A 2,591-nucleotide genomic window follows, 5' to 3' on the forward strand; every position below is an offset into this window, starting at 1 on the left:
GCTTAGCGGAAAGTTCTTTTACCCTCAGCCGAAATGCCTGCCGTTGCTAGACATTGCCAGCCAGTGCCCGTCACTCCGCGGTCTTCACTGCGTGATCGAGTTGATCGACACCCGCCGTGACACGCTCCATGAAGTGCCTGCCTGCGTCTGTTAGCCGAACGCCCCGCGCATGGCGCTCAAATAGCAGGACACCAAGGTTATCCTCCAGCGCTTTCACACGCGCGCTGACGCTCGACTGGCTGATACCAAGTGCCTTGGCCGCATGCCGAAAATTCAGATGCTCGGCGACGGCGATGAACTGAACAAGGGAAATGAGCGGTATCCTGCCAGACAGGATACCGACATTCACGAGGTTTCGATGGTTAGTGCGCCGCATCGGAGCGGGCCTGCTACCAGTCGTCGGTTAGACGACTGGCGACTTCTCGGTGGCAGCCCCACGGAGCCGAAGGAGCACCAGCCCCAACGAAACCAGTACCGCCATCGCCGTGGCGTAACAGATCACGGGCCACGCTGTGTCACCGTTTAAAAGTGCCACCGCCAATGTCCCGACAATGCTGACTATCAGGCTTTGAACGCAGAAGTAGAACGCGACCGCTGATCCCGCGATGTCGTCGAACTCTGCCAAAGCGCCGTTCGCGGTAACGGACACCGTGAAGACAATACCGACCGCGACAACCCACATCGGTAGGATGAAGGTGAGGAATGACGGCGAGCCGTAAAGTTCGCCGATCCCCAACAGGACCGCTCCGCAAACAAGCAACGCCATCCCACGCGCCACGCATCCTGCGATGCCCCATCTGGCGACAAAGGACTTCGCGAAACGGGTTGTCACGATCATTACAAGCGCGACAGTGGCGAAGGCAAAGCTGAATCCGATCTCGGAATATTCCGCTTGGCCTATGAGCACACGGGGAGCCGTCGAGAAGAAGACGAAGTAGGTGCCCATACCGGCGCTAAAGCCGACAGTGTAAACCCAAAAAGCCGGACTCGCGAAGATCGGCAAGACAGATCGGCGCGTCTTGACTTGATCCAGAGGGCGGGTTTCGTGCCACCTGAAACCCGCATTTAGGAGTGCGAGCATCGCCAGTATAGCCAAAGTAATGAATATCGCCTGCCATCCCAAGAACTCGCCGATCAATACTCCGGCGATAGGGCCGAGCGCAGGCACGAACGCCAGCATCGAACTGAAAAGGCCGTAGATGACGACACCCTCAGGACGGTTGGCATAAACGTCGCGAACCGTCGCGAACGTCGCCACCAGCATGGCCGACGCGCCCACTGCTTGAAGTAGACGGAAAGCGACAAAGGCCGGTGCAGTTGAAGACCAAGCTGCTCCCAGAGACGCAATGACGAAAGCCGTTGCGCCCGCAAGTAGAATTGGCCGTCGCCCGATTCTGTCTGAGAGCGGACCAAAAATCACCTGGCCCACGCCGAGCATCACCATATAGAGGCTCAACGTGAGTTGGATCATAGCGGGCGTCGTGTTCAGGATGCCGGGCATCGCTGGAACGACAGGGAGATAAATATCCATCGCCAGTGAAGCGAGGATGTCGAAAGGAGCCATCAGCAGCAGTGCTGCCGGCAGCGTATAGGCCCACGCGGGGCGTGTGGTGGTCATGACGAATCAACCCTCGATTAAGGAATACCGGGCGACGTCTGCTCGTCAGCAATCAGATGAGACTAGCCTTACAGAGCGCCGCAACAACAATACTGGTTGTTGCGGCTTACTTGTCTGCTGACTTGGAATTTCCCATCTGATTACTCCACGCTTACGAATATGAATTGCTACATTTTATCCGATTATCTTTTGCTTCGCAATGCGGCATGGGCGCACTCAGCGTTCCAGCCCCCTCTGCCGCCCTAACTGCCACGACACCGACCCGCCCTGCACGATGCCCATAACCTCGCGGCCGAGTTGGCGGTCGATGATCGGCCGCCACGGGACAAGGGTGAACTCATGGGATTTCTCGACCACGGCGAACTTGCCGCTCGATAGATGCACGGTTCCGGTAAACTTGCCGCTGACGCTCTCGCCGTCCGTGGCGGCGCGGAACGGCAGGCCCTTACTCAAAGCCATATCCGATCCGACGCCGGCTACCTCGCGCTCCCGCAGGATGGCGAGAAGGTTGCGCCGGTAGAAGACGCGGCTGTCCCGGCTGCGGGTGGCGTCGCCCTGTTCGATATGGTGCTCGCGGCGCTGGTCCATGGCTTCGCGGACTTGTTGCCCGAAGCCGGTTGGCGCAAGGTCGGCCGTCTCGCCGTGGATCAGCCGCCGGTCCAGCCAGGTCGCGCCGTCCGATCCGATCTGTTTGTTCAGATCGACCGGGGAAAGGACGCGAACGCTGGCCTGACTGTCTCGGCCGGCGTCATGGGCGGCGGCACGGCTGACCAGATCATCGGGGATGCGCCATTGGTCGGCGTCGATCCGCTCGACGATACCGGCCCGGCGTAGCGCCTCCAGCCGGCGCACATGGGCATCGACATAGCCCTCATAGTCGCCGCCTGGAACGCGGCACGTATAGGAAGAATAAACGCCCTTTTCACCCAAGTCCAACAGCTTTGGACCGCAGTTGACTCTTTCGACACCCCTG

The 2,591-nt window shown here is 59.6% G+C and carries 3 protein-coding genes; all 3 read right to left on the minus strand.

From position 1 onward, the window contains the following. Window positions 1-70: 70 nt before the first annotated feature. On the minus strand, window positions 71-376 hold the full coding sequence (locus K5R89_RS26860) for a LysR family transcriptional regulator (RefSeq protein WP_001255015.1): 306 nt from the start codon (window positions 374-376) through the stop codon (window positions 71-73). Window positions 377-403: 27 nt separating this feature from the next. After that, window positions 404-1,618: a chloramphenicol/florfenicol efflux MFS transporter FloR gene (gene floR, locus K5R89_RS26865; RefSeq protein ID WP_000214122.1), complete on the minus strand. Its 1,215-nt coding sequence runs from the start codon at window positions 1,616-1,618 to the stop codon at window positions 404-406. Window positions 1,619-1,834: 216 nt separating this feature from the next. After that, window positions 1,835-2,591: DUF3363 domain-containing protein (locus tag K5R89_RS27700; RefSeq protein ID WP_223542817.1), on the minus strand; the 757-nt coding region annotated here is incomplete at its 5' end.

Origin of the sequence: Klebsiella sp. TF21-TM, from assembly GCF_019753495.1 — a bacterium.
Classification (GTDB): domain Bacteria; phylum Pseudomonadota; class Gammaproteobacteria; order Enterobacterales; family Enterobacteriaceae; genus Klebsiella; species Klebsiella quasipneumoniae.

Excerpts from the sequence above, each read along its gene's own strand:
- K5R89_RS26860 (WP_001255015.1), bottom strand. The coding sequence starts at position 376 with ATGCGGCGCACTAACCATCGAAACCTCGTGAATGTCGGTATCCTGTCT.
- floR (WP_000214122.1), bottom strand. The coding sequence starts at position 1,618 with ATGACCACCACACGCCCCGCGTGGGCCTATACGCTGCCGGCAGCACTG.